Raw genomic sequence first — 25,844 nt, 5'->3', positions numbered from 1 at the left:
GTCAGGGTGTCTCGCCCGGGCACAGCGTGACGGAGACGCTCCGCTGCCTGGCCACGGGCGAGGTGATCCGCAGGGTCGCGAGGTGGGTGCCCCCGGTGCCCTTGAGGTTGCGGGGCGAGGTCAGGGACAGCTCCCCGTCCTGTGGGATGACGGCCGTGGACCGCCACACCGTCCTGCCGTCGATGACCCAGGAGAAGCCGAAGTTCAGCGGCTTGCCCTGGCGCTGGACCAGCCCCGTGAGCGTCACCTGGCCACCGGTGTAGCAGCCGTTGCCGAGCGTGCCGCCGACGCGGACGGACCGGACCTTGAGCTGGCCGCCCGCGGCGAGCGTGGCCGTCGGGTCCGCGCTGGGGGTGCCGTTCTGGCTCGCGGGGTCCGTGGTCGGCTGGGACGTGCGGGTTTTCCTCGGACGGGGTGTACGCGTGGGGGACGTGGCCGACGGGGTCGGCGTGGAGACGCCGGACAGGTTCCTGGTCTTCGGCTGCGGCGTCGAAGGGGTCAGCCACACGATCGCCGCGCCCAGCGCCAGCACCGAGATGCCGGAGGCGCCCGCGATGGCGACGGTCTTCGCGCGCCGCCGCCGGGGCCGCGCCTTGCCGTCGCCCTCGGCCGCCTGCGGGCTCACCTGAGTGGCGGCCTGATCCGACCCGGCGCCATAACCGCCTTGGTCCGGCCCGGGAGCGTATCCGGCCTGGTCCGTCACAGCTCCATACCCGGCCTGCTCCGGCGCGGCGCCGTACCCAGGCTGCTCCGGTGGCGGCGTGGGCCGGGACTGGCCGCCGAGCAGTTGCAGCAGCACGTCCTGCATGGACGGCCGGCGGGCCGGATCCTTGGCCAGGCAGCTCAGCACCACCGAACGCAGCGGCTCCGGCAGCTCACCCACCTGCGGTTCGCTGTGCACGATGCGGTTGATCACCGCCGGCAGCGAGTCGTCGCCGAACGGCGGCACCCCCGACGCCGCGTACACGATCACCGACGCCCACGCGAACACGTCCGCCTGAGCTCCCACCACCTGCCCCGCCAGCTGCTCCGGCGCCATGTAGGCGGGCGTGCCGACGATGCTGCTCGTCGAGGTCACCCCGGAGACCAGTGCCCGGGCGATGCCGAAGTCGATGACGCGCGGGCCGTCCCGCCCGAGCAGGACGTTCGACGGCGTGAAGTCGCGGTGCACGACGCCCGCCTGGTGGATGGCGGCCAGCGCGGTCGCCGTCGCGACCGCGAGCCGTTGCAGCCGCGCCCCGCTGTGCCGGCCCGCGTGCTGCAGGGACGGTCCGTCGATGTACTCGGTCACGATGTACGGCCGGCCCGAGGTCGACGCGTCGAGCACCTGCGCGATGCAGAACGGCTCCACCCGCCGCGCGGCGGCGATCTCCTTGGCGAAGCGGTCGTCGCCCGCGATGTCCTCGCGGAGTACCTTGATCGCGACCGGCGCCCCGTTGCGTGCCTGGCCGAGGTAGACCACGCCCTGACCGCCCGCGCCCAGCCGTCCGACGAGCCGATAACGCCCCACCGCCGCCGGGTCGCCCGCTCGTAGGGGTTCGACATTGGGCATAAGCGGAGTGACTCCTGTGACAGCTGAGAATAGACGTCCAGCACCTTAGCGCCAAAAGTCAGGATCTGTCGGAAGTTAAGCTGACCAAGCCTGAGAAAGGGGGGCGAGTGCGCTCGCTGGAGGACTATGCCCGTGGGGTGCGCGAAGGCTCGCGTACCTGGATCGCCCGCGCGATCACGCTCGTGGAGTCGACCAGGGCGGACCACATCGCGCTCGCCCAGCGGCTGCTGGTCGAGCTCACCCCGCTGTCCGGCGGGGCCACGCGGGTGGGCGTCTCGGGGGTGCCCGGCGTGGGAAAGTCCACCTTCATCGACGCCCTCGGCACCATGCTGACCGGCCAGGGCCACAAGGTCGCCGTACTGGCCGTGGACCCCTCCTCCACCAGGACCGGCGGGAGCATCCTGGGCGACAAGACCCGCATGGCGCGCCTGTCGATGGACCCCGCCGCCTTCATCCGGCCCTCGCCCACCTCGGGCACCCTGGGCGGCGTGGCCAAGGCGACCAGGGAGGCCATGGTCGTGGTGGAGGCGGGCGGGTTCGACGCCGTGCTCGTCGAGACCGTGGGCGTCGGCCAGTCGGAGACGGCGGTGGCCGACATGGTCGACACGTTCCTGCTGCTCAGCCTGGCGCGTACCGGGGACCAGCTGCAGGGGATCAAGAAGGGTGTGCTGGAGCTGGCCGATGTCATCGCGGTCAACAAGGCCGACGGCGAGCACGAGCCCGCGGCGCGCAAGGCGGCGCGGGAGCTCGCGGGGGCGCTGCGCATGCTGCGTTCCGACAGCGTGCCGCCGCCGGTCCTCACCTGCAGCGGCCTCACGGGGGCGGGGCTCGACGAGCTGTGGCGCAAGGTGCTGGCCCACCAGAAGTCGCTGGACCTGGCCGCCAAGCGCCGCCGCCAGCAGGTGCAGTGGACGTGGACGCTGGTGCGCGACCGGCTGCTCACCGAGCTCCGGAACGCGCCGGAGGTGGCGGCGATCGCCGCGGAGGTCGAGCGGGACGTCCTCGCGGGCACCCTCACCCCCGCCCTGGCCGCCGACCGTCTCCTGTCCGCCTTCGAGCGCCCGCGTCGGTGATCGGCATAGGTGAGTGGGTCTCGGGTTGAGATTCCTCCTCCGCTGGGTGGAATATCCCATCCGCTGGTACGCCCGGTAATCACTCGGTGACGTGATTCATGTCACTATTGCCCCCATCAACGCTCGGAGGGGCATATGGGTGCGGAATCGGGGCTGCCGGAGTCGGTCACCGGGGCATTGGCGGAGTACGGGAGGCTGCTCGGCGAGCACGGCATCACCTGGGGCGAGCCGGAGATCCACTACGTCAAGCTCTTCGCCAGGCGCCGGGTCCTGCCTCCCGCCCAGATGGACCGGTTCTGGCGGCTGGCCTACGGCCGCCTCGCCGAGCGTCACCCCGGTGAGACCCTGGACCTGCTCGCCACCCGCCTGGCGGAGCCGGACTTCGACGAGCTCCTGCGCGACGCGCTCGACGGCGAGCTGCCCGCCCACCTGGCCGCCCTGCGCCTGACGTCCGGCGGCGCCGTACTGGACTGCACGCCACGCGCGCTGCTGGACCGCGTGCCCCACGCCGTGCCGGTCCCCACATCGGGCGCGTCGCCGGACCCCGCGGATCGCACCGGACCGCCGCGGTTCGCGATGCTGGTCGACTCGCGGCGCGACGTCGCCAGCGCCGTCGTCGTGGACGGCGCCGAACGGGTCGTCGCGCCGAGAGGCGCCTGGCTGGTCGAGATCGACGGCGACAGCACGGTCACCGTCGACGGAGCACCCGTGCCGATCGCCGGACTGACCAGGACGGCCCCGGCGGCCACGTTACGGCTGAGCGCCGGCTTCCCCTGCCGGTGGAGCGTCGTCGGCGCCGACGGCCAGGGCTGGTTCCCCGAGGCGACCCCGCACCGCCACGACTTCCACGGCCGCCCGTACTTCCACGGCGACGACCTCGTCCTGCGCGTCCCGGCCGAGCCGCTGACGGTCACGGTGGCCAGGGGCATGGAGTACGGCGTGGCCACCGCGGAGATCACTCCGGACCCGGGCGAGGAGCACCTGGTACGGCTGGCCCCGCGCAGGATCTACGACGCCGCGGCCCTCGGCTGAGGATGGGCGCCGAGTATCGCAACGACCTGCTCGGCCACATCTACGCCTTCGCGCCGCGGGCGGCGCCGGAGCGCTTCCACACCGGGTTCGACGGCGACGCCGATTGGCCGCCCAACGCCGAGGGCCTGCGCGAGCTGCGCGGGCTGGGGGCGCTCGTCGGCTACAGCCACCCCTTCCACCAGCCGATCGGCGACTGCGACTCGCCCAAGTCCATCGTCTGGCCCGCGCCGCGCAACTGCACGGCCAGGGAGCTGGTCGCCGACGCCGCGCTCGGGCTGGTCGACAGCCTCGACGTGCTGACCCACTCGTCGATCACGGCGAGCGCGGCGGTGTACCGGCGGCTGATCGGCGCGGGCAACCGGCTGGCCGTCACGGCGGGCACCGACTCGATGATCTCTTTTTCGTCGATCTCTTTTTCGTCGATCTCTTCTTCGTTGATCTCTTTTTCGTCGATCTCCTTCACCCGGGCCGGCAACCAGTCGAACCCGCCGGGCTGGGCCCGCGTCTACGCCCAGGTGGAGGGCGCGCTGACCGCCGCGTCGTTCGCCGAGGCGGTACGGGCCGGCCGTACGTTCGCCACCACCGGGCCCTGGCTGGAGCTCTCGGTCGACGGGTGCGGGCCGGGCGACACGATCGACACGTGCCGAGGCGACCGGCTGACGGTCACCGCCACCGCCATCGGCCCGGAGGTCACGGCGGTCCGCGTCCGTACGGCGGAGGGTGTCCGCGCCGGGGCGGAGCGCCTGCCTGCCGGCGAGCGGTGGGGCGGTGAGGTACGCGGCCTGGAACCCGCGACCAGCCCCGGCGACTGGTTCGAGGCCGGTGGGCGCCCGCCCACGGTCCACTGGCGCGGCGAGGAGGAGGTGCTGAGCGTGACGGTCGAGCTGGAGACCGACCGCCCCACGTACGTGATCGCCGAAGCCCTGTGCGACCCGCACCCGCGTACGCTCAACCACACCGGCTACGCCCTGACCAGCCCCGTGTACGTGGACGTCGACGGCCGGCCGGTGGCCACCCCCGCTGACGTGCGCTGGTGCCTCGACTGGCTCGACCTGCTCGAGGGCCTCATCAAGCAGCACGCCAGGCTGGCCGACCGCGACCAGCTCATCGACCACCTGGCCGTGCTGCGACAGGCCAGAGCGGTCTACCAGTCGCGTCTACGCTGAAGCCGGTGGACATCGAGACGCTGCTCCGCGGCCACCCCGACTGGCTCGCCCACCTCGAATCCGGTGGCCCCGCCACGATCGCCTTCCCCGACGACCTCGCCGACGAGCTGGTCAGGCTCGCCGTGCCGCACGAGGACATCGGCGCCGTCCTCGCCACGCTGCCGGAGCCGGGCGGCCCGCTGTGGTGGCTGGCCGAACGGTGTGTCGGCTCGCTGGTGTCGGCCATGGGCGGCCTCGACCCGCCCCCTGCCTTTCCCGACCTGCCCGAGCTGGGTCCGTACTTCTTCGTGCACGTGTTCGTCGCCGCCCTGCCGTACACCCGGCGATATCACCGCGAACACGGCGTCCCCGACGAGGTTTCCCGGGCCACGCTCGCCGACCTGGGCCGCAACATGGCCGCGCACCGCAAGCGGCACGGCACCGGTGGCCTGCACCACCCCAGGTGGTTCATGCGGCACGCCCGCGGCATCCTGTACGAGCTGGGCAGGCTGCAGTTCGAGCGGGTCAGGATGGGCGTCAGGACCGGCGAGGGCGTCAGAGCGGCGGGGCTGCCCGCCGGGCCGGGGGATCTGGCGCTGAGCGTGCACATCCCCGACTTCAAGGGCCCCATGACGCCCGCCGCCTGCGACGCGTCGTTCGAGCGGGCCAGGGAGTTCTTCCCGAGCTGTTTCCCGGCGGAGCGGTTCCTGATCGCGACGTGCCACTCGTGGCTGCTCGACGACCAGCTCGCCGGCCACCTGCCCGCGAGCTCCAACATCGTCGCCTTCCAGCGCCGCTTCCACCTGCTGCACCGGTGCGACACCGGGGCCGCGCTCGAGTTCGTCTTCGGGGCCGAGGCCGCCGCCGAGTGGCCCCGCCGTACGCGGCTGGAGCGGGCCATCGCCGACCACCTCGCCGCGGGCGGCGAATGGTACGGCCGGGCGGGCTGGCTCAGGCTCTGACCAGGGTGATGCGCGGATAATGACCGCATGTGTTAAATTTTGGCCATGCGGCCAGAAAATGAACCGAGCGGCCAGAAAGCGCGTTCGTTCATCGAAGAGGCGCGGCGGGCCCAGATCGTCGCGTCCGCGATCGAGGTGATCGCCGAGTCCGGGTTCGCGGGGGCGTCGCTGGCGCGGATCGCCCAGCACGCCGGGATCAGCAAGGGCGTCATCTCCTATCACTTCGCCGGCAAGGACGAGTTGATGGAGGAGGTCGTCAACCAGGTCTACAGCGCGATCGACGAGCACGTACGGGCCCGGATGGAGGGGCAGCAATCGGCCATGGGCCTGCTCAGGACGTACATCCTGGCGGTCGCCGAGCACATGAAGGCGCACCGGACGCAGCTCAGGGCGCTCGGCCAGATCTACTACAACCTGCGCACCGCGGACGGCCAGCCGCGCTACGGCTTCAAGGCCAACGAGGAGACCTACGCGGGGCTGGAGCGGATCTACCGCGCCGGCCAGGCCGGCGGGGAGTTCAGGACGTTCGACGTACGCGTGATGGCCGTCACGATGTCGTCGGCCATCGACAACATGTTCGGCTACTGGGTGACCTATCCCGACCACGACCTCGACGCACACGCCAGAGAGCTGGCCGACCTATTCGAGAGGGCTGTTCAATGAAGACCGAGCCGAGGACTGCCACGCGGCTCTTCGCCATCGACAACCTGCGCGTCGTGCTGACCGCGCTGGTCGTCATCCACCATGTCGCGGTCACGTACGGGAACATCCCGCTCTGGTTCTACACCGAGCCCGCCAAGGACCCCTCGGGGGTCGCGCTGGACATCCTCGTGGTGTTCGACCAGGCGTTCTTCATGGGCTTCTTCTTCCTGATCTCCGGTTTCTTCACGCCCGGCTCCTACGACCGCAAGGGCGGCCGGTCGTTCCTGCGGGACCGCCTCATCCGGCTGGGCATCCCGCTGCTGGTCTTCCTGCTCCTGCTGCGGCCGCTGGTGACGATCGGCTCCTACCGCTCCGACTACGCCTCGTTGCCGTACTGGCAGTACTACATCGGGTCGTGGGATCCGGGGCCGATGTGGTTCGTCGAGGTGCTGATCGTGTTCGCCGCGCTCTACGCGCTGTGGCGGCGCTTCAGCGCGCCGGTCGAGACGCCGTTCGGGGTGCGGCACGCGGAGTTGCGGGCGCGCTGGATCGTGCTGTTCACCGTCGGGCTGTCGGTGGCCACCACGCTGTGGCGCATCCCGGTGCCCGTCGGCTCCTACGTGCCGGTGCTGGGGCTGCCCACGCCGTACTTCCTGCCGCAGTACGCGGCCATGTTCGTGGTCGGCCTCATCGCCTTCAGGCGCGGCTGGTTCCTGACCCTGCCCGCCAAGGCCGGGCCGCTCGGGTTCGCCATCGCGGCGCTGGTGAGCGCCGTGCTCCTGCCGCTCTCGCAGCTCGCCACGGGCGCGCTGTCGACCGCCGTGACCGCCACCTGGGAGTCGGCCTTCGCGGTCAGCCTGATCATCGGGCTCACCGTGGTCTTCAGGGAGCGCTTCAACCACCAGGGGCCGCGCGGCAAGTGGCTGTCGGCCCAGGCGTTCACCGTCTACATCATCCACCCGCTGGTCCTGGTAGCCATCGGCTACGCGCTGAGCGGGCTGCACGCGATCGCGATCGTCAAGTTCGCCGTCGCGGCCGTCATCGCGCTGCCGCTCTGCTGGGGGCTGGCCTACCTCGTACGATCGCTGCCGGGCGCCAAGCGGGTGCTGTGATGCCTGAAGATTACGCGTAGAACGAGTCGAGCGTGTCGCCGTGGCGCTCCTCGACGGCCTTGCGCTTGACCTTCAGGCTCGGCGTGAGCTCGCCCGTCTCCACCGTGAAGTCCGCCGCCAGGATCGCGAACTTCTTGACCGTCGCGTAACTGGCCTGATCGGCGTTGACCTGCTTGACCGCGCTCTCGACCTCGGCGCGCATGCGCGGATGCTCGCGCAACTGCTCGGGGTCGAGGGGCAGCCCCTCGGCCTCGGCCCAGGGCTTGACGACCTCCATGTCGAGCGTCACCAGCGCCGTGACGTAGTTGCGCCGGTCGCCGTGGATGAAGACGTGCGACAGGTACGGGCAGGTGGCCTTGATGCGGCCCTCCAGGTAGGTGGGGGCCACGTACTTGCCGCCCGAGGTCTTGATCAGCTCCTTCTTGCGATCGGTGATGACCAGCCGCCCGGCCTGGTCGAGCTCGCCGATGTCGCCGGTGTGCAGCCAGCCGTCGACCAGCGTCTCGGCCGTCTCCTCCGGCAGGCCGTGATAGCCGCGCATGATGCCGCGCCCGCTGATCAGGATCTCCCCGTCGTCGGCGATCCGCACCTGGGTGCCGGGGAACGGCGGCCCGACCGTGCCGAACTTCACGGAGTCCGGCCGGGTGAGGAAGCTGCCCGCTGACGACTCGGTCAGCCCGTAGCCTTCGAGGATCGTCAGGCCCGCCGCGTCGAAGAACTCGGCGATGTCCTGGTTGAGCGGTGCCGAGCCGGAGATGAAGTAGCGGATCCTGCCGCCGAACCGCTCCCGCAGCTTGGCGAACACCAGCCGGTCGGCCAGCCCGTACTCCAGGCGGACGGTGAGCGGGATCGCGGCGCCGCGCCGGCGCGCCTTGCTGACCCGGATGCCCGTCTTCCTGGCCCAGGCGAAGATGCGCGCCTTGGCGCCGCCCTCGCGCAGCACCGTGGACGCCACGGTGTTGTGGATCTTCTCGAAGATGCGCGGCGCGGCGGCCATGATGGTCGGCTTGAGCGCGCCGAGGTTGTCGGCGATGCGGTCGAGGCGGCCGTCGATCGCGGTGGCCACGCCGATGTCGATCATCACCACCTCCAGCAGCTTGCCGAACGAGTGCGACAGCGGCAGCCAGAGGAAGTGCAGGTCGTCTTCGGAGATCAGCTCGATCTTGCGGACCGCGTCGGCGGCGTACAGCCAGTTGTCGTGGGTCAGCTCCACGCCCTTGGGGCGGCCGGTGGTGCCGGAGGTGTAGATGAGCGTGGCCAGGTCGTGCTCGCCGATGGCGTCGACCATCGCGTCATACTCGGCGCTTGATGTACCGGGCATGATCAGCGAGTCCAGTGTGACCACCCAGCCGTCGTCGGCGGGCGCGCCGTCGATGACGACCACCTGCGTGACGTCGGGCAGTTCCTTCTGTACGGACCTCAGCTTGGCCACCTGGTCGTCGTTCTCGGCGACGACGATCGTGCTGCCGGAGTCGGTGATGACGAAGGCCGACTCGGCGGCGGTGTTGGACGGGTAGATCGTGGTGGTCGCGGCCCCGGTGGACAGCACGGCCAGGTCGGTGAGCACCCACTCGAGCCGGGTGGAGCAGAGGATCGACACGCGGGTGCCCGGACCCGCGCCCAGGGCGGCCAGGCCGAGCGCGAGCCCGCGTACGCGTTCGCCGACGTCCCGCCAGGACAGAGAGGTCCAGCCGTCGTCCGACGGCACCAGATAGGCGGCCGCGTCGGGGGTGGCCGCGATCCGGTCGCGCAGCAGGGCGGGGATGCTGGACATGCCTGGCCTCCTGGTGGGGACGTTGCTGCCGACTCTAGGTGCCGCGCCCCATGCCAGTCGATGCCTGATCGTCAGACGCGCTGCCGTACGCCGCCGCGCGGGCGGGCGGTGCCGACCAGGCGCGCGGTCCGTACCTCCCACGCGCCGCAGGCGCAGCGCAGGTAGGACACGACGCCCTCGGAAGTCATGTGAGAGGAGACGACGGCGAGAGCCAGCGGATCGTGGAGGTCTCTGGAGTGCATGACTCCAGCCTGATGTAATGGTCTTATGCATTTCAATGCTTACGGAGGCAACGGCGCCGCCCTGGCGGCTGCCCTGGTCAACGGCACCGACTTCCGGCCGGCGGCGGTCGAGGCGATGCTCGCTGAGCACGCCATGCTCCGTCCCCAGGTCACGCCCGAGCAGGCGGCCGAGCTGGCGGAGTGGCGGCACCGCCTCGCCCCGCTCTTCGGCGAGCAGGACCAGGACACCCAGATCAAGCTGATCAACGACCTGCTCGACATCACCGCGTCCAAGCCCTACGTGAGCGCGCACGACGGCCGTGAGCCGCACCTGCACTTCTTCTCCGTGGACGCCGACATCGTCAGCAGGGCCAAGGACACCACCGCGGGCGGGCTGGCCATGGCCATCTCGTTCTCCGACGGGCGCCGGCTCGGCCGGTGCGACCGGCCGGGGTGCGAGACGGTCTACGTCGACACCTCGCGCAACGGTCGCCGCCGGTTCTGCTCGCTGGCCTGCGCCAACCGGGTGAACGTGGCGGCCCATCGGGCCAGGGGCCTTGCCGGATAAATTGCCTTGCCGGGTGATTTCCGGCCGTGTACAGTCCTCTGCGACGTATCGCCGAGCCCTGGGGGCAGTTGACGTGAGGGTCTGAGGTCGCGGGCACCGCACCTGGCCGATTCCTTCGGCGTACGATCCTCTCGGCATGCGATCTTTTGTCGTATTCGGCCGTCGTATTCTGCGGTGTTTCCCGCCAAGTCACAAAATTTCGATCTTTGTGATGGGAGCCACCTCATGTCTATCTCCATCGTCGTCGACGGCGTGTCCTTCGCCTGGTCCGACGGCACCCCTGTGCTCGACGGCCTCGACGCCGCCTTCCCGGCCGGGCGCACCGGCCTGATCGGGGCCAACGGCTCCGGCAAGTCCACCCTGCTCAGGATCATCGCCGGCGAGCTGGTCCCGCGTACCGGATCCGTCTCGGTCGTGGGACAGGTGGGCCACCTGCCGCAGAACCTCTCCCTGACGTCCGCCCGTACCGTGTCCGACCTGCTCGGCATCGGCGCGGTCCGGGCGGCGTTGCACGCCATCGAGGCCGGTGACGTCGCCGAGGAGCACTTCACGGCCGTCGGCGACGACTGGGACGTGGAGGAGCGCGCGCGGGCCGAGCTGGACCGGCTCGGCCTCGACCACGTGGGGCTCGACCGTACCGTCGCCACGCTGTCGGGCGGTGAGACCGTCATGGTCGCGCTGGCCGCCCAGTTCCTCCAGCGGCCGGACGTCCTGCTGCTCGACGAGCCCACCAACAACCTCGACCTCGACGCGCGGCGGCGGCTCTACGCCGCGGTCGCCGCGTGGCCGGGCGTGATGGTGGTCGTCAGTCACGACCGCGCGCTGCTGGAGCTCGTCGACCACATCGCCGACCTGCGCGAGGGCGCCGTCCGCCGCTACGGCGGCAACCTGAGCGCCTACGAGGAGGTACTCGCCGCCGAGCAGGAAGCCGCCGAACGCGGTGTCCGGGTCGCCGAGGCCGATGTGAAGCGGCAGCAGCGCGAGCTGATCGAGGCCCACACCAAGCTCGCCCAGCGCCGGCGTTATGGCAGCAAGATGTACGCCAACAAGCGGGAACCGAAGATCATCATGCAGGCGCGCAAGCGCCAGGCCCAGGTGTCGGCGGGCAAGTACCGCAATATGCACACCGAGAAGCTGGAGGAGGCCCGTGACCGGCTGACCGAGGCCGAGCAGGCCGTCCGCGACGACGCGGAGATCCGCATCGAGCTGCGGGGGACCACGGTGCCCGCCGGCCGCGTCGTCCTGGAACTCCCGCTGTCCCGTACGACACGTGAGTCCGATCAGGCGCTGAAGCAACTGGTCGTGCGCGGGCCCGAGCGGATCGCGTTGCTCGGCCCCAACGGGTCCGGCAAGACCACCCTGCTGCGGCGCATCGTCGACCATGGGGCGAACGTCCCGGTGCGCCACCTGGCGCAGCGGCTCGACCTGCTCGACGACTCGCTGAGCGTGCTCGACAACGTCCGCGCGCTGGCACCGTCCGCGCCGGTGAACGAGGTGCGTGCCCGCCTGGCGCGCTTCCTGTTCCGGGGTGAGCGGGTGGCCCGGCCGGTGGGCACGCTGTCGGGTGGCGAGCGGTTCCGCGCGACCCTGGCGGCGTTGCTGTCGGCGGAGCCGCCGCCGCAGCTGCTCCTGCTCGACGAGCCGACCAACAATCTCGACATGCCCAGCGTCCGCCAGCTGGCGCAGGCGCTCGCCGCCTACCGGGGGGCGCTGATCGTGGCCAGTCACGATCTGCCGTTCCTGGACATGCTCGGTTTGACCAGGTGGTTGCGGCAGGACCGCGAGGAGGGACTGACCGAATCGTAATTGACGGGTGGGGATCAATCCGGCGATAGTGTGGCACGTGGCTGCCCCTCGCTTGATCTGTTCCACGCTCGCGCTCGCGACCCTCACACTGGCCGCGTGCTCCGCCTCGCCCCAGCGGCCGAGCGGCGGCGAGGCCAGTGTGAGTGGTGTCGGCGGCGGCACCGGTTCGATCGTCGCGAACTCCGGTCCCGCCACCCCGCAGAGCAGCGGCCCGACCGGGCCGGCCGCGCTGACCGCCGAGGCGTACAAGAGCGAGCTGGGCACCAAGCACAAGGCCATGCTCGACGCGATCAACGCCATGGCCGGCGCCCGCACCGTCAAGACGCTCGGCCAGCGTGTGCGGAGCGCTCAGGAGCAACTGCTGGGCGCCGCCAACGAGCTGGCCGCCATCGCGCCGCCCCAGGAGGTGCGCGCCCAGCACGACGCGTACGTGACCAGCCTGCGCGAATTCGCCACCCAGCTCGGCACCACGGCGGGCAAGGTGGGCAGCCGCAACCTGTGCACCTCGTCGGCCGTGCTGACCGACCTGGGCGACCGGCTCGACTCGCTCGACCAGGCGGGCGAGGCGCTGCAGGGCGCCGGAGGTTACCCGGCCGACGTGGTCACCGTGAAGGCCAAGGGCAAGCAGTCGAGGCGGCTCGGCAACGGCCACTATCTACGCAAGACCAGCTTGACGGGCCGCAGCTCGCTGCAGATCGACAACGGCGGCACCCGCGACGCGGTCGTCACCGTCCAGAAGGGCAAGTCCACGGCGTTCAGCGTGTACGTGCGCAAGAAGGCGAAGTTCAAGGTCAGAGGCGTGCGCGACGGCAGCTACAAGATCTTCTTCACGCATGGCGTGGACTGGGACGGCAAGAGCAAGTCGTTCACCCGTGAGTGCAGTTTCGAGCGGTTCCAGAAGACGGCGAAGTTCAAGACCACGTTCACCGCCACGCAGATCCGCTGGCACGACTGGCGGGTCACGCTGCACGCCATCTCCGGCGGCAACGCCCGCACCTCGGATGTGGATCCGGAGCAGTTCCCGCACTGACGGGCCGGGGCCGCGCACGGGGAGTACGCGGCCCGCTGGATCGGGGGAGCAGGCCAGATCAGGCCGAAAACCAGATCAGGCCGAGAACCGGATCAGGTCGAGAACAGCATGCCCACCCAGCTGCGCTGGCCACGGTGGTGGCCGTAGTGGTGGCCGCCACCGTGGTGCTGCGGAGCGCCCCACGCCGGGCCCGGCGCGGGCGGCGGAGCGGCGTGGTACTGCGACTCCATCCGGGTCAGCGTCTCGAGCTCGCCATAGTCGAGGAAGATCCCCCGGCAGTTGTCGCACTGCTCGATGTGGACGCCATTACGCTCATATGTCCGCATATTGCCGCGGCACTTCGGGCACTGCATCTCACGCTCTCCTTGGCTTGGAGTTTAGGGAAGAACCTACCGCGCGAGACACCGTCACGCTCGGACGATTCTGTTGCACGACTCGACCAACGAATGCTCCACCTCGTCCAGTTCCCGACGCTCCCGGAAGGCGTTGAGCACCGCCACGGCGGCCAGTTGCACGGTCAGCGCCCGGGCCGGAAGGTCCAGCCGTTGCCACGGGTCGTCGCCCCGGCCGAGGGCAGGTCCGCCGGAGGCGAGGTAGGCGCCCAGGAACCGGTCCCAGACGACCGGGTCGAGCAGCCCCGCGGCGTACCAGGCGGCGGGTCTGGCCAGGTCCCAGGCGGGGTCGCCGACGCCCAGGTCGTCGACGTCGATGAGCAGCCAGCGGTCGCGGCAGACGAGCTGGCCCAGGTGCCAGTCGCCGTGGGTGAGCAGGCCGGGGCCCGGCTCGGGCTCGGGGAGCTCGCTGAAAGCCCGCCGTACGAGCTGCTCGACGGGACCGTCGCCGGGCATCCGCCGCACCGCGCGGGCGGCCCGAGCCGGTCCGCCGGCCGCGGGCAGCGGCGGTAACAGCGTCAGGGGTACGGCGTGTAACCGGGCGAGCAGCCTGGCCCCCTCCTCCCAGGGCGCGGCGTCGGGGGCGTCCTGGGAGACCGGCCGGCCCGCCGGCCACACCGTGACGGCGCGGCCCGACACGGTCAGCACCTCGGGATCCAGCGGCGCCAGCATCAGGCCGCTGAGCGCCGCCGACGCGGCCGCGCGCAGCCTCGGCCGCAGCGACTCCACCTCGTCGCGCGCCGAGTGCGCCTTCACCACCACCTCGCCCCGGCGCAGGACCACCACGTCCGTACGTGTCGGGTGGCGCACGATGTCGCCCGTGCCGCCATAAGCGCCGGCGATCCCCGCCAGCTCCTCCTCCAGAGCCACTCGTACAGACTAGGGGTCATGAGAGTAGGTTTCGCCGTGCCCCAATCCGGGCCGTGGGCCACGCCGGGCAACATGCGGCGCATCGCCGCCCGCGCCGAGGAGCTGGGATATCACGAGCTCTGGACCTTCCAGCGGGTGCTCTATCCGGTGGGGCATCCGATGGGACCGACATATCGCAGCGTGCACGACCCGCTCGTCACGCTCGCCTACCTGGCGGGGGTGACCAGCACGATCCGGCTGGGCGTGGCGATCGTCAACGCCTTCGTCCAGCCGGTGCCGCTGGCCAAGCAGCTCGCCACGCTGCAGAGCGTCTCCATGGGCAGGCTGACGGCCGGGCTCGGGCTGGGGTGGCTGCGCGAGGAGTTCGAGGCGGCGGGGGTCGGCTTCGAGCACCGGGGGCGCAGGGGCGAGGAGTTCGTCCAGGTCCTGCGCAAGGCGTGGCAGGACGAGGTGGTCGAGCACCACGGGGAGTTCTACCAGGTGCCGCGCTCCCACATCGACCCCAAGCCGGCGCCGGTGCCGCCCATCCTGCTCGGCGGCACCGCCGACGTCGCGCTCCGCCGGGCCGGGCGGCTCGCGGACGGCTGGATCAGCTCGAGCCGCGAGGACCTGTCGGCGGTCGCCGGGCGGATCGAGCTGATCAAGTCGGCGGCCGCGGAGGCGGGCCGCCGCGACGCCGACGCCTTCCGCTTCGTCTGCCGGGGCGTGACCCGCGTACGCCCGGAAGGGGCGGCGGACCGGCAGCCACTGACGGGAACCTACGAGCAGATCAGGGCGGACGTCGGCGAACTGGCGGCTCAAGGCGTGACGGAGGTCTTCCACGACCTGAACTTCGACCCGGAGATCGTCACCTGCGACGCCAAGGAGGCGATGCGCCGCGCGGAGGAGGCCCTGGAAGCCCTGGCACCCTCCGCCTAGGAGCGGCCACCGCCTGCCCGGCATGACTGCGCCGCGGACGCGGGCGCGGACTCCGCGCGGGGAAATCACGCTTGCTCAACCCTCCAGGACGCTCCGGTGCACCGCACTTCGGGCCCGCGCGCCCATGTGTCGGCAATCCCGCTCGGCCATCCTTGACACGTGATCATTCTGGCATCCATAATCCGTTCAAAATGCTTGATCAGCTTTCCGATGCCGCCCCCTTCAATGGTCGGGCCTTGACTTTTCAGCTCTGTCGTCAGTCCCCTTCTGTGTTCACGAACGGCACCCCCCAGAACGCAAGGAGTGATGTCTCGAAAATGCATCCGGGAATGTTAGTCCGTAACGCGCGGCGAGGTTTTTTCATAGTCCTCGCCGTCATGCTGGTGGGGACGGTGGGCGTCTCGCCGGCATTCGCCCACTGGAACGGCACCGGCCAGGACATCGCCAGTATCCACATCTACCCCTACAGCTATAACGGCACCTGGCAGACGCCGATGAACAAGGCGCTGGCCAATTGGAACGCGACCGCGAGCCCCGCCAATTTCTACAAGAACTCGAATTCGGGTTCGACGATCACGGTGAAGTCCTACAGCAACACCTATTACGGGCACTATCAGAGGTGCGGCGGGATGTGCATGTACGTCCGGCTGAACTCCCGGACGATCAACAGGGACGCGTCGAACTTCTCGAATTTCGTCACGAGCACGCTGGTTCATGAGCTCGGGCACGCACTGAACCTCGCGCACAACTCGGGCACCTCGATCATGAATTCGAGCAGGAACCGCAACTCGATGACCAAGCCCCAGTCGCACGATGTCGCCGACGTCAACGCCTACTACTAAAGGAGGCCGGACAGTGCTACGACGTCTTGGCGCGCTCGTCTTCGCCGCGGTGTTCGTGACCGCGTGCTCGGCACATGCGGAACCCGTTCTCTATCGAGCCGACTATCCCCAGTACCAAAATGCCGATGCGCTCTTCGACAAGGCGACCCTGGTCGTCGAAGCCCGCATCGTCGGAGAGCCGCGTTACCTCCAGGAACAGGCGGAAGCACCCGATCCCGCGGAGACGGATCCCAACCTCAATCCCAACGCGGGAGCCCCGGCCGGGGTGGCCGCTCAGCCTGAGGCCCCGCCGACGGTCATCACCGTCTACACCGCCCAGGTGATGAAGGTCTTCAAAGGTCAGGCCCAGGTGGGGCAGTCCATCGAGGTCAAGGAGCTCGGGGGAGAATTCGAAGGCGTGACCTACGCGGAGGAGCACACCACCGCGATGAACCAGGACAGCGGCTACGTCCTGTTCCTGGAAACCTACCCTGACTCGCCCGCCGCACTGCTCAACCCCGTCCAGGCGAAGTATCCGCTGGACAGCTCCAGCAATCCCGAGTCGTTGCCGGAGAACACTCTCAAGCTGACGCGTGCCCAACTGGAAACGATGTCCTGACTCGAAACCATCCAACCCCGAAGAGCCCGCCCTGTGCGGGCTCTTCGGCGTATCGGGATAGGCCGCAGGCCATGCCCGGAAAACATCCCCTGCTCATTCTTCGAATCCGTCCGGCGTCGCCGAGGATTTCGCATCATGGGGAAGAAAGAGGTGCTGTCCGGCTCCGCGGCGCTGTTCCCGGTCCTCAGCGTGGCCGAGCGGGTTCCGCGGCTGTTCGTCGACTTCGACGACGGGCGGGCGGCCCGGGTGTACGGCACGGCCGTCCGCGTCGCCAACCTGGCTGACATGATCGCTTCCGTAGCGGCGGACCGGGGGGTAGCGGTCCTCCGCCCGTCTTCGACGGCCTGGGCGGAAGATCACTGAGATGGTGATCGAGCGCGAACCCGCCACCGCCGCGCCGGCCCGCAACGACGCGGGCACACGCACCAAGACGGTCGAGTCGGGCGACGGGACCGCCCCACGTTCTATCGACCCCGACAAATCTGACGATATATGGCCGAACGCAGTTACGGTCTCACTCGCTGTAGACTATCGTGACTTTCTGGAAATTCCGGTTTCCCGTTTGCCCATCGTTCCGCTGAGACCGAGGACGCCCATGTCGCCTGGCCACGCCATGCCTCAGTCCGAACCGCATCAGGCACTCGACCGCGCCCGCGTCGAGGAAGGGCGACCGTCACGTCGACGCGATCCCAGCAGGCCACCGCGCGAGACCCCCACGCGCCGCTAGCCCAGGCTCTCCGGCGGTCAACAGCGCTCCGCCGGCTTTCCCCCCGACCCCAGGATCGTCATGCCGCCAGACTCCTTCAGCGTCCCGATAGTCATCGGCGCCGCCGTTCTCGCCCTCGCCCTCGTAGGCGTACTGATTCTCCACATGCGTGTACGCCGCGACCTCGCCCAGGCCCGAGGGCAGGTCGTGCGGGCCCGTCAGGCTCAGGAACACCTGACGGGTGAGTCCAGCGCCAGGGACCAGCGGCTGGTACGGGCGGAGCGCCAGGCCAAGGAGAGCGCGGAACTGCTGCGCGAGGCACGCGCCCAGCAGGATCTCGTGCACGCCGAGACCGAGTACCTGATCGCGAAGCGGATCCCCGCCCTGCTGTCGCACCTGCGCGCCCCGCACGTGATCGTGCCCGGCGTGCAGAACCCGGCGCTGGCCGGCACGAACGTCGAAAGGCTGCACCGCGCCATCCTCGACACGCTCACCCGCGGCATCCGCGAGGAAGGCGAGCGCATCGACGAGGCGGCCCAGGCGGTCGTCAGAGGCGCGATATCCCGCGTGCAGACCCAGGCACTACGCGCCCAGGACCTGCTCGCGGACGTGCAACAGCGCTACAGCGGCGACGAGCACACCGCGCTGCTGCGCGAGGTGCTGGGGCTCGACATGTTCAACGAACTCATCATCCGTCGCGTGCAGGTCACCGGCATCGCCTGCGGCGCCACACCTGGCCTGTCGCGTGACGACACCTATCTGGTGGACCTCATGGTGGGTGCGATCTCGCGGGTGGAGAACTTCGAGCAGCGCATCGAGGGTCCGGCCAACCACCTGCGCCGCCGGATCGGGGTCGCCGCCCGCGCGGCGGAGTCGATCCTTTTCACCACCGCCGAACTGCTCGCCAACGCGGTCCACCACTCCCACGGCACGCTGAAGGTGACCATCGCCGTGCACGAGACCAACAACGGCGCCGCCATCGTCATCGACGACGCCGGCGTCGGCCTCAACGAGGAGCAGTACGCCCGCGCGACCCGCCTGCTGAGCGGCACCCACCCGGTCCGCCTGGTCGACCTGGGCAGCCCGCCCCGCACCGGCTGGGCCGCGATCGGTCGCCAGGCCGCGCACTACGGCATGCAGGTCACGATCAAGAAGAGCGCCTTCGGCGGCGTCCAGGCCGTGCTGAGCATCCCCACGGCCCTGCTGGTGGAGATGCCCGAGGGCAGCAGGCCGTCCGTGCTGGCACCCGAGCCGGTCCGCGCCCCCGTTCCGACCGCCGCCACGGTCATCCGATCGGAACCCGCGGCCGCCTTTCGACCGGAGCCCGTCGGCGCCTCCGTACGGCCCGAGCCCGCGGAGGCGCGCCGTCCGGAACCCGCGACGGAGTCCCGGCAACGCAATGACCAGACGGAGGATCTGGCGCCGCTGCCGCAGCGCCGGCGGCAGCCGACGCGTGCCGCGTCCGGCTCCAGGCCCACCGGCGGACCGGGTGGCTCCGGAGGCTCTGACGACTCGGGCGACAGGTTGCTCACCACTCCGGAAGAGGCCCAAAAGCGGTGGGGAGACTTCCAGGTCGGAGCCGAAGCGGGCCGCCGCGAAGCGCTTCCGCCCCAGCAGCATGACATCACCGAAGGGAATTGACCGCTCCATGGACACTCACAGTGCTTCCGGTCGTGTTCAGACCAGAGGTCGCCCGTTGTCTCTCGACGTGTCCTGGGTCCTGTCGCCCCTGCTGGCACTGCCCGGAGTCGCCCGCGGCGTGGTGCTGAGCCGTGACGGGCTCATCCTGGGCGGCTCGGCCGACGTCAGCGCCGAGAGCGGTGAGCGTGCCGCCGCCATGACGAGCTCCGTCCTGGGAGCCGCCCGCGCTCTGTGCGACGGCCTCAGCAACGGCACCGAGGGCGAGGTGGTCGACATCGTCATCTCCGCCGGCAGCGGCTACTACTACGTCGCCCCGGCCGGAGACCGCGCCGCCATCGTCGTCGCCGCCACCGGAGCGGTCAACATCGGCTCGCTGGCCTACGAGGTGCAGCTGCAGGTGCAGAAGCTGATCAAGGCTTTCGACGAGGCCAGCGCGGCCAGGGTGCCGGGCGTCCGGACATGACCTCCGGACGGCAGCGGCGGCGGGTCGTCCCGGACTACATGGCCGCCGCGAGATTGACGGTGCCCGAGCACATCACCGTCGAACGCACGACCCTGGTCTCCATCGTGCCCGACGCCGCCACCGACGGGCTCGACCCTCCGGCGTCGCATCTGCTGGCCCTGCTGCGGGACGGGCCCTTGTCGGTGTACGAATGCGCCGCGCATCTGGGCCTGCCGTACTGCGTGGTGCGGTTGCTGGTCGCCGGGCTCGTCGGCGGCGGAACGCTGCTGACCCGCGATCCGCCGATCGCCGACCTGCCGGACATCGAGATCTTGGAGTTGGTGCTCAGTGGCCTCCGCGCTCTCTGACAGCCTTATCAGTACCGATCACATCCCGGTCAAGCTGGTCATCGCAGGGCCGTTCGGCGTGGGCAAGACGACCATCGTGAGCGCGCTCTCGGAGATCAGGCCCCTCAACACCGAGGAGGTGCTCACCGAGGCGGGCACGCTGGTCGACGACCTCACCGGCGTGAACGAGAAGACGACCACGACCACCGCGATCGACTTCGGCCGTCTCACCCTGCCGGGTGTGGTGCTCTACCTGTTCGGGGCGCCGGGACAGACCCGGTTCCAGGTCCTGTGGGAGGAGCTGGTCCGTGGCGCGCTGGGCGTGCTGGTGCTGGCCGACACCCGCCGCATAGACGACAGCTTCGCCGTACTCGACCTGGTGGAGAACGCCGGCATCCGTTACGCGGTGGCCGTCAACCACTTCGCCGACTCGCCGGACTACCCGCTGGAGACCGTGCGCAAGGCGCTCGACCTGGACCCGAGCACGCCGCTGGTGGTGTGCGACGCCCGTGACCCCGCCTCCGCCCGCGCCTCGCTGATCGCGCTGGTGGAGCACATCAGAGAGCTGGTGCTGTCATGACCCTGCGCTACATGCCCGACGCCGGGCGCCTGTACGGGGACGAATATGCCAGGGACCCGCAGGCGGTCTACGCGGAGCTGCGCCGACGGCACGGCGCGGTCGCGCCCGTGGAGATCGCCCCGGGCATCGAGGCCCACCTGGTGATCGGCTATCAGGCCGCCTTGGACGTACTCACCAATGCCGGCGGCGCCTGGAGCAAGAACCCCAGCGCCTGGCAGACCCGGCTCCCCGATACCCCGGACGCCGCGGGAATGATCGCCATGCTCGGCTACCGGCCCAGCCCGCTGTTCTCCGACGGGGCCGAGCACGCCCGCTACCGGAAGGTGATCTCCGACTGCTTCATGCTGGTCCAGCCGCACAAGCTGCGCCAGATGGTGATCGAGGTGTCCGACTCGCTCATCGCCCGGTTCGCCGCGAAGGGCGAGGCCGACCTGGCCGCCGACTTCGCCCGCCCCATCCCGCTGCGCGTCTTCAACCTGCTCTTCGGGCGGCCGGACTCCGACAGCGCCGCCCTGAGCAAGGCCCTGTCGGACATGATGGAGGCCGACGGCGAGGTGGGCGCGCGGGGCAGCGATGACTTCAGCCGCTACATGGGCGAGCTGATCCAGGCCAAGTACGCCCAGCGGGGCGACGACCTGACCTCCTGGCTCATCGACCATCCAGCCGGGCTGGAGGGCGAGGAGCTGGTGCAGAACATGGTGCTCGTGGTGGCCGCGGGCTTCGACCCCACGTCCAGCCTGATCTCCAATACGATCTCCCGGATGGTCAGTGACGACCGTTACTACAGTTCCCTCTCCAATGGCGCGCTCAGCACGTACGACGCCCTGATGGAAGCCCTGCGCGCCGAGCCCGCCATGGCGAACTTCGGCCCGTACTTCGTGCGCCAGCCCGTGCACTTCCACGGCACCTGGATCCAGCAGGACGAACTGGTCCTCGTCTCCTATGCCGCGGCCAACACCGAGCCCACTAACGTGCCTGAGGAGCTGCGCTCCGACGGCGGCGCCTACCTGGGCTTCGGCGCCGGGCCGCACCGCTGCCCGGCCAGCGACCCGGCCCTGCTCATCGCCATGACCGCGATCGAGCGCCTGACCTCGCACCTGTGCGACCTCGAACTGACCGTGCCGCGTGAGGAACTGCCGTGGCGGCCGGGCCCGTTCCACCGGTCCCTGGCGCACCTGCCGGTGCGCTTCACCCCCATCCGCCCCGATCAGCCGGGAGAATCCCCTTGGGCTCCGCACTCCCCGTCGTCCTCGACCCTTTCGGCGCCGACCTCCCCGGCGAGGTCCGCCGGCTACATGACGACCTCGGCCCCTTGGTCCTCGTGAACTCCTCCCCGGCCTGAACGGGAGTTCCGAGCTTGGTGCCGGGTTCGTCAGGCGATCTGTACGTCGCGGGCCATCTCAGCTCGCCTCCCGCCGGGTGTGCAGGTGGAGGTCGCGCAGCAGGCATACCTCGGCCAGATGGTGGATCAGCTCGCGGTTGATGTGCAGCACCAGCGCGGACAGCGGATACTCGGCGTACGGTCCCTCCGCTTTCCCGCACGGGCGGGCGAGGCCGGCTTCGCCGAGGGACTCGACCCCGGCCAGCCACGTGGCGTACTCCGCGTCGAGCTGGGCCAGCGCCGCGTCCGCGCTCGCGGCGTACTCGAACGACCGGTAGTCGGTGGGGGCGCGACCGAAGTGCGCGGCGCTGCGCACCGCGAGCACCCCGACGATCACGTGCCCGAGTCGCCAGGCGATCGTCGTGAACGGTGGCGGTTCGGGCATCGGCATCGCGAAGTCGATGGTCATCGCGCCGGCTCCGGCCCGCACCGGCGCGGTGCCGGTGCCGCGCGGGCGCACGCTCCAGCAGCCGGGCGCCGGCTCCCAGAAGTACTCGTCGTCGGTGAGCCCGTCGAGACGCTCGCGCAGCTGATAGGTCCAGTGCCAGTCGATCTGATCGCGGAGCAGGGCGTTCCAGGTCTGGTCGGTCATGATTTCAGCCTCCCGCATATAGCGGACAGGATCGTTCCGTGATCTGTGAAACGATGAGCGCGTGAGCGTCGAGGCGACGACCGAGCGGGTGCTGCGGCTGCTGGCGCTGCTGCAGCACCGGCCGTCCTGGACCGCCGCGGAGCTCGCCGCCGAACTGGGGGTCACCGACCGCTCGGTGCGCCGTGACGTGGAGCGGCTGCGCGCGGTCGGCTATCCCGTGCACGCGACGGCGGGCGTCGGCGGCGGCTACCAGCTCGGCGCGGGCACCCGGCTGCCGCCGCTGCTCCTCGACGACGAGATGGAGTTCCTCGCCGCGGGAAACGTGCTCACCGAGCGGGTCGACCGGCTCTCGAAAAGCCAGACTGTTCGCCGAATTCCTCGGCTCGCGCTTGACCACCGTGATCCTCGCCATCGCCGGTCTCGCGCCCGTCGCCGCCGTGCAGGGCGCCGAATGGTACGGCGCCCGTGACATCGACGTGTCGACCAAGGTGGGCGACCGCGAGATCACCGGCTTCAAGAGCCTGCCGACCACTGCCTGAGGAAACCCGCACCGAGTGCCGGGCCGGCGGCGAGCCGCATTCAATCACCCGCGTGCTTGTCGTCCGTAGGCGTGATCACTGCCATTTCATCGAGCTTCGTGTCGTCCAGTAGGTCTGGGGGTTCTCGGTCAGTATGGCCAGGCGCTCGTCCAGTTCCGTGTCCCAGCCGGCCCGCGTCGCGGTCAGGTTGCTGCCGAACTGATCCACCGAGGCGGCCCCGCTGAGCACCACGTCGGCCCACGGTTGGGCCAGGACGGCGGCCAAGGCCAGGGCGTCCGGTGTGACGTCGCGTTCCCGGGCGGCCCGGGCGAGCGCGGTGGGGGCGGCGTGGGAGGTCAGGCGGCCGTTCGCCACCCCCTCCTTGACGATCACGCCCACGCCGGACCGGTGCGCCCGGGCCAGGGCCGGGCCGGCGGATCGCTCCAGCAGGTTCCAGGTGGCCTGAACCGTGTCGAACAGGCCGATCTCGGTCGCCCGGTCGATGGTGTCCGCCTGGTGCGGGCCGGTCGTGGACAGGCCGACTGCGACGCCCCCGGCGCGCAACTCGCGCAGTTCGGTCAGGATGTCCTCGTCGCCGAGCACGCCGCTTTCGACGGTGGCCGAGTGGATCTGGTAGAGCGACAGGTGCTCGCCCAGCAGCGCTCGGGTCTGGTCCAGCTGGTGGCGCAGCCGGTCGGCGGACAGTTCCTTCGCCTCGTGCTGATCGGCTTCCATCCGCCAGCCGCCGACGTAGGCGTAGCCCCATTTCGACCCCACGGTCACGGCACCGGGCGCGATGCCGCGCTCATCCAGCCAGCCGGCGAGGAACTCCTCGGCTCTGCCGTAGGAGCGGGCCACGTCGAAGTACCGTACGCCGGCCGCCAGCGCCGCATCCAGCACCGCCCAGGTCCGCGCCCGCATCGCGGCGACGCTGCGATCATCGCCGAGATCCTCCTCCCGGCCGAGGGTGATGTACGCCGGCCGGCCCAGCGCGGCCAGCCCGATCCCCACCGGAGTGACCGGCAACCCGCTCCGCCCCATCGGCCGCACAGCCAGCTCATCACGCATCTCGGCGCCCCTGCCTTCATCGTCGGTGTACCGTTCCAGGCTATGGGTGCCGTGATCGGGATCATGTCACGCCATCTTGGGCTCCTTGGGGCGTTCGACGATCAGGCCGGTTCGGGGCCGCCGAAGTACGCGTCGTCTTCCGACTTGGCGACGCCGGAGCAGACCGCGCAGTCTTCGAGCGGGTGGAGGAGGACTCCGTACCAGCGGAGCACGCTCTGCCGGTCGATGGACACCCCCATCGGTTCGAGTCCCGCGTGGGTCAGCTCCCGGCGGTTGATCCACTGGTGGATCGGGGCGACGAGGTCGGCGCCGAGGGTCGCGAAGGCGGGCGACTCGCCGTCGAGCAGTTCCAGCAATGCCAGCTTGGCCATGTGCAGCGCGATGGGGACGATGTCGGTGGACAGCCCCGGCTGGGGGGCCACCGCGCGGTCGGTGTAGGAGACGCGGGCGGCGTCCTCGGCGCTGCTGATCTCGTTGTCGGCGGCCTGTTCGGGAAGCGCCTGCACGAAGCATTGGTAACAGGCCGTCAGACCGGGGATGACCCGCTGCACGACACCGCCGTACGCGCGCCGGTAGACGCCCCCGAGGATCAGCGGAAGTCCCTCCTCCAGGCACATCCGGTTGACCAGCAGCCGGCTCTCCCGGCTGTCGGTCGCGCAGATCACCAGATCCGCCTCGATGTCCCTGATGAGGTCCCGTACCCGCCGGCGGGTCCGTCCGCTCAGGCGCAGGGCGCTGGTCAAGACCCGCGCGGCGGGATGATGCTGATGGACGACGTCGCGCATGGCGTTGGCCTTCAGCCGGCCCACGTCCGCGAGGCCGCACTCGTGCCGCGAGACGTTGCCCACCTCGAGCCGGTCGTGGTCGAGGAGCAGGAAGCGGCCGACCCCGGCCTTGGCGAGTTCGCGGACGATGAAGCTGCCGCCGGAGCCCAGGCCGAGCACGGCGACGGATTTCCTGCGGAGCACATCGGTCTCGAAGATGCCGTGCACCCGCTCGAAGGCGTCCGCGGCGGCGGGGACCACGGACGTCCCGATCCGTTCGCCGAGCGGCCCGCCCAGGCCGGACGCGCGATGGGCGCGGACGCCGTCGTCGTCGGCCCAGCACACGATCAGCGGGCCTGGCTCGTCGAGGACCCAGTCGTCCGCCGGCTGTCCCGGCAGCACCAGGACGTCGTCGCCCGCGACTCCCGCCACCGCTGCCAGGTCGCCCTGATCGCGCAGGTCCATGCCCAGCCGCACCGGCCCGGGTGTCGCGACTCTCGCCATGACGGCGAGCGCGCTGTCGCTGAACACCACGTGGCGGGGGACACCCGACGGGTCAGTCATGGGCGAACGCCTTCATGTCCTCGGCGTCCATCTGCGGGATCTGGTCGCCGGGCCGGTCGCTGACCGAGCGCACCTCGAATTTACCGGTCTGCGGGTTGAGCACCATCCGCTTGCCGGACGGCGGGTTTCCCCCCGATGCCTTCATCTGTTCCATGAAAGCCCGGATGTCATTGTGTTTATCCGTGGCCATGGGGGCCTCCTGCGGTTTCGGTTCTTTCACGCGTCCATGAGAAAATTCTTGATCGGCTTGCCGTCCTGCAGATGGCACTCGTACGCGAAGATCCACAGCAGGCCTTTCCGGATTATCTTCAGCATCGAGTGCTCGACCGACCAGCCCTCGGGCCGATAGGTGCAGATCTTCACCCACCCCGGCCGATCGGATTTCCAGGTGTGCATGTCGTGGCTGGTGCCATAGGACTCGATCGTCCGCCACCCCATATAGCCCCACAGCGGGCTGGGATAACTGACGTAGGTGCTCGGGCATTCATCCGGGTAGCCGGGCGGAATGGTGATCATCACCCCGTAGCCGTTGCCCGCGTTGCTCGTCCAGTAGCCGCTGACATAGGTGTCGCCGGTCGGCTCGTAGAAGCTGAAGGACGGGAAGTACGTCCGCAGCCCGTTCGCGTCATTGCCGAGCCGGACCCGCTGATAGTAATCCCAGGCCACAGTTTTCCCCCTCCTAGAGTTCTCGATCGAGGCCGCCG

General features: G+C 70.1%; 28 protein-coding genes and 1 pseudogene. 19 read left to right on the top strand and 10 right to left on the bottom strand.

Annotated elements, in window-relative coordinates:
• Position 1: 1 nt before the first annotated feature.
• Positions 2–1,552, bottom strand: a complete 1,551-nt coding sequence (locus tag AB0B61_RS18550; RefSeq protein ID WP_358432903.1) for a protein kinase — start codon at positions 1,550–1,552, stop codon at positions 2–4.
• A 107-nt stretch (positions 1,553–1,659) separates the two neighbouring features.
• On the opposite strand from AB0B61_RS18550, the gene meaB reads away from it, so the two are divergent.
• From meaB to AB0B61_RS18520, 6 genes are all read left to right on the top strand, one after another.
• The gene (gene meaB / locus AB0B61_RS18545) at positions 1,660–2,625 is read left to right on the top strand and encodes a methylmalonyl Co-A mutase-associated GTPase MeaB (RefSeq protein ID WP_358432901.1); all 966 of its coding nucleotides are present in this window, start codon (positions 1,660–1,662) and stop codon (positions 2,623–2,625) included.
• A gap of 135 nt (positions 2,626–2,760) precedes the next feature.
• The gene (locus AB0B61_RS18540; protein WP_358432899.1) at positions 2,761–3,657 is read left to right on the top strand and encodes a hypothetical protein; all 897 of its coding nucleotides are present in this window, start codon (positions 2,761–2,763) and stop codon (positions 3,655–3,657) included.
• Positions 3,658–3,659: 2 nt separating this feature from the next.
• On the top strand, positions 3,660–4,823 hold the full coding sequence (locus tag AB0B61_RS18535) for a CehA/McbA family metallohydrolase (RefSeq protein WP_358432897.1): 1,164 nt from the start codon (positions 3,660–3,662) through the stop codon (positions 4,821–4,823).
• A gap of 5 nt (positions 4,824–4,828) precedes the next feature.
• Positions 4,829–5,764: an acyltransferase domain-containing protein gene (locus AB0B61_RS18530; RefSeq protein WP_358432895.1), complete on the top strand. Its 936-nt coding sequence runs from the start codon at positions 4,829–4,831 to the stop codon at positions 5,762–5,764.
• A 45-nt stretch (positions 5,765–5,809) separates the two neighbouring features.
• The gene (locus AB0B61_RS18525) at positions 5,810–6,427 is read left to right on the top strand and encodes a TetR family transcriptional regulator (protein WP_358432893.1); all 618 of its coding nucleotides are present in this window, start codon (positions 5,810–5,812) and stop codon (positions 6,425–6,427) included.
• A complete protein-coding gene (locus tag AB0B61_RS18520) occupies positions 6,424–7,518 on the top strand; it encodes an acyltransferase family protein (RefSeq protein WP_358432891.1) in 1,095 nt (364 codons plus the stop codon). Before AB0B61_RS18525 ends, AB0B61_RS18520 begins: the two co-directional genes overlap by 4 nt.
• Positions 7,519–7,528: 10 nt before the next feature.
• On the opposite strand, the gene AB0B61_RS18515 is transcribed toward AB0B61_RS18520, so the two are convergent.
• Complete coding sequence (locus AB0B61_RS18515) at positions 7,529–9,292, bottom strand: long-chain fatty acid--CoA ligase (protein ID WP_358432889.1); 1,764 nt, start codon at positions 9,290–9,292, stop codon at positions 7,529–7,531.
• Positions 9,293–9,363: 71 nt separating this feature from the next.
• Positions 9,364–9,534, bottom strand: coding sequence for a hypothetical protein (locus tag AB0B61_RS18510; protein ID WP_358432887.1), 171 nt, complete (start codon positions 9,532–9,534; stop codon positions 9,364–9,366).
• Positions 9,535–9,559: 25 nt separating this feature from the next.
• Here AB0B61_RS18510 and AB0B61_RS18505 point away from each other — a divergent pair, with 25 nt between their 5' ends.
• The 3 genes from AB0B61_RS18505 to AB0B61_RS18495 all read left to right on the top strand — a co-directional run bounded on the left by AB0B61_RS18505 (position 9,560) and on the right by AB0B61_RS18495 (position 12,917).
• Complete coding sequence (locus AB0B61_RS18505) at positions 9,560–10,081, top strand: CGNR zinc finger domain-containing protein (RefSeq protein WP_358432885.1); 522 nt, start codon at positions 9,560–9,562, stop codon at positions 10,079–10,081.
• A gap of 225 nt (positions 10,082–10,306) precedes the next feature.
• Positions 10,307–11,887 (top strand): ABC-F family ATP-binding cassette domain-containing protein, encoded by a 1,581-nt coding sequence (locus AB0B61_RS18500; protein WP_358432883.1) that lies wholly within the window; start codon positions 10,307–10,309, stop codon positions 11,885–11,887.
• Between the two features lie 37 nt (positions 11,888–11,924).
• Positions 11,925–12,917, top strand: coding sequence for a hypothetical protein (locus AB0B61_RS18495; protein ID WP_358432881.1), 993 nt, complete (start codon positions 11,925–11,927; stop codon positions 12,915–12,917).
• A 92-nt stretch (positions 12,918–13,009) separates the two neighbouring features.
• On the opposite strand, the gene AB0B61_RS18490 is transcribed toward AB0B61_RS18495, so the two are convergent.
• A complete protein-coding gene (locus AB0B61_RS18490) occupies positions 13,010–13,270 on the bottom strand; it encodes a zf-TFIIB domain-containing protein (protein WP_358432879.1) in 261 nt (86 codons plus the stop codon).
• A gap of 54 nt (positions 13,271–13,324) precedes the next feature.
• On the bottom strand, positions 13,325–14,179 hold the full coding sequence (locus AB0B61_RS18485) for a phosphotransferase (protein WP_358432877.1): 855 nt from the start codon (positions 14,177–14,179) through the stop codon (positions 13,325–13,327).
• Between the two features lie 18 nt (positions 14,180–14,197).
• Between AB0B61_RS18485 and AB0B61_RS18480 the strand changes: the two genes are divergently transcribed.
• The 9 genes from AB0B61_RS18480 to AB0B61_RS18440 all read left to right on the top strand — a co-directional run bounded on the left by AB0B61_RS18480 (position 14,198) and on the right by AB0B61_RS18440 (position 21,578).
• Positions 14,198–15,097, top strand: coding sequence for a TIGR03619 family F420-dependent LLM class oxidoreductase (locus AB0B61_RS18480; RefSeq protein WP_358432875.1), 900 nt, complete (start codon positions 14,198–14,200; stop codon positions 15,095–15,097).
• A gap of 377 nt (positions 15,098–15,474) precedes the next feature.
• Positions 15,475–15,939, top strand: coding sequence for a hypothetical protein (locus tag AB0B61_RS18475; RefSeq protein WP_358432873.1), 465 nt, complete (start codon positions 15,475–15,477; stop codon positions 15,937–15,939).
• 13 nt (positions 15,940–15,952) lie between these two features.
• Positions 15,953–16,537: a hypothetical protein gene (locus tag AB0B61_RS18470; RefSeq protein WP_358432871.1), complete on the top strand. Its 585-nt coding sequence runs from the start codon at positions 15,953–15,955 to the stop codon at positions 16,535–16,537.
• A 135-nt stretch (positions 16,538–16,672) separates the two neighbouring features.
• Positions 16,673–16,900 carry a hypothetical protein gene (locus AB0B61_RS18465; RefSeq protein ID WP_358432869.1) on the top strand — a complete coding sequence of 76 codons (228 nt, stop codon included), beginning with the start codon at positions 16,673–16,675 and terminating at the stop codon, positions 16,898–16,900.
• A 424-nt stretch (positions 16,901–17,324) separates the two neighbouring features.
• Entirely contained in the window at positions 17,325–18,884 is a 1,560-nt protein-coding gene (locus tag AB0B61_RS18460; RefSeq protein WP_358432867.1) for a hypothetical protein, read from the top strand.
• Positions 18,885–18,939: 55 nt separating this feature from the next.
• A complete protein-coding gene (locus tag AB0B61_RS18455; RefSeq protein ID WP_358432865.1) occupies positions 18,940–19,347 on the top strand; it encodes a roadblock/LC7 domain-containing protein in 408 nt (135 codons plus the stop codon).
• Positions 19,344–19,694, top strand: a complete 351-nt coding sequence (locus AB0B61_RS18450; protein WP_358432863.1) for a DUF742 domain-containing protein — start codon at positions 19,344–19,346, stop codon at positions 19,692–19,694. Before AB0B61_RS18455 ends, AB0B61_RS18450 begins: the two co-directional genes overlap by 4 nt.
• Entirely contained in the window at positions 19,675–20,253 is a 579-nt protein-coding gene (locus AB0B61_RS18445) for an ATP/GTP-binding protein (protein WP_358432861.1), read from the top strand. Before AB0B61_RS18450 ends, AB0B61_RS18445 begins: the two co-directional genes overlap by 20 nt.
• On the top strand, positions 20,250–21,578 hold the full coding sequence (locus AB0B61_RS18440) for a cytochrome P450 (RefSeq protein WP_358432859.1): 1,329 nt from the start codon (positions 20,250–20,252) through the stop codon (positions 21,576–21,578). Before AB0B61_RS18445 ends, AB0B61_RS18440 begins: the two co-directional genes overlap by 4 nt.
• 75 nt (positions 21,579–21,653) lie before the next feature.
• Here the strand turns inward: AB0B61_RS18440 and AB0B61_RS18435 are convergent, their stop codons facing one another.
• Entirely contained in the window at positions 21,654–22,226 is a 573-nt protein-coding gene (locus AB0B61_RS18435; protein WP_358432857.1) for a DinB family protein, read from the bottom strand.
• Between the two features lie 61 nt (positions 22,227–22,287).
• On the opposite strand from AB0B61_RS18435, the pseudogene AB0B61_RS18430 reads away from it, so the two are divergent.
• A pseudogene (locus AB0B61_RS18430) lies at positions 22,288–22,524 on the top strand (HTH domain-containing protein); the annotation flags it as partial.
• 316 nt (positions 22,525–22,840) lie between these two features.
• Here AB0B61_RS18430 and AB0B61_RS18425 read toward each other — a convergent pair.
• The 4 genes from AB0B61_RS18425 to AB0B61_RS18410 form a co-directional block, all read right to left on the bottom strand.
• Positions 22,841–23,812 (bottom strand): aldo/keto reductase, encoded by a 972-nt coding sequence (locus AB0B61_RS18425; RefSeq protein ID WP_358432855.1) that lies wholly within the window; start codon positions 23,810–23,812, stop codon positions 22,841–22,843.
• Positions 23,813–23,913: 101 nt separating this feature from the next.
• Complete coding sequence (locus AB0B61_RS18420) at positions 23,914–25,140, bottom strand: ThiF family adenylyltransferase (protein ID WP_358432853.1); 1,227 nt, start codon at positions 25,138–25,140, stop codon at positions 23,914–23,916.
• Positions 25,133–25,360 (bottom strand): hypothetical protein, encoded by a 228-nt coding sequence (locus AB0B61_RS18415; RefSeq protein WP_358432851.1) that lies wholly within the window; start codon positions 25,358–25,360, stop codon positions 25,133–25,135. Before AB0B61_RS18415 ends, AB0B61_RS18420 begins: the two co-directional genes overlap by 8 nt.
• Positions 25,357–25,806 carry a hypothetical protein gene (locus AB0B61_RS18410; RefSeq protein WP_358432849.1) on the bottom strand — a complete coding sequence of 150 codons (450 nt, stop codon included), beginning with the start codon at positions 25,804–25,806 and terminating at the stop codon, positions 25,357–25,359. The genes AB0B61_RS18415 and AB0B61_RS18410 overlap by 4 nt, the downstream gene beginning before the upstream one ends.
• Positions 25,807–25,844 lie beyond the last annotated feature (38 nt).

The sequence above is a fragment of the Nonomuraea sp. NPDC049158 genome (assembly GCF_040648335.1).
Taxonomy (GTDB): domain Bacteria; phylum Actinomycetota; class Actinomycetes; order Streptosporangiales; family Streptosporangiaceae; genus Nonomuraea.
Note: the sequence above shows the minus strand (reverse complement) of the source record. Positions and strands in the feature narration are given on the sequence as shown.